Here is a 396-nt window from a genome sequence, read left to right on the forward strand (position 1 = left end):
TTTTCCGGACGGTTCCCTGCTCACAGTCACTGATTTCAGCTTCCATCCCTCCGGGATCATACGGTGGAGTTTTATTTTTACCGGCTGCATCTTTGGCAGTTTCAGGAACCTATCCTGCAGACAGATATTCCCATTTACCATATTCGTTGTATAGGATTTCCGCGAATGTTTTTTTGATTTATAATGCGGAAATCCCACTCCCGGTTCCCGGAAAAATTTCCGGAAAGCCCCTTCCAGATTTAACTGTACATTCGCTAGCGCAAGAGAATCCACCTCTTTCAGCCATGGATATTCTTTTTTATATCCGGCCGGCGTATTTTTCAGCATCTTTTTTTCTTTCTGATAATGACGGATCTTATCCGCAAGCATCCGGTTATAGAGAAAACGACTGCAGCT

General features: G+C 43.9%; 1 pseudogene. It reads right to left on the reverse strand.

Features of this window, described 5'->3' with window-relative positions:
- A pseudogene (locus WKT11_RS19885) lies at positions 1–327 on the reverse strand (RNA-guided endonuclease TnpB family protein); the annotation flags it as partial.
- Positions 328–396: the final 69 nt, after the last annotated feature.

This window comes from Blautia sp. HCN-1074, assembly GCF_037890165.1.
Classification (GTDB): Bacteria; Bacillota; Clostridia; order Lachnospirales; family Lachnospiraceae; genus Blautia_A.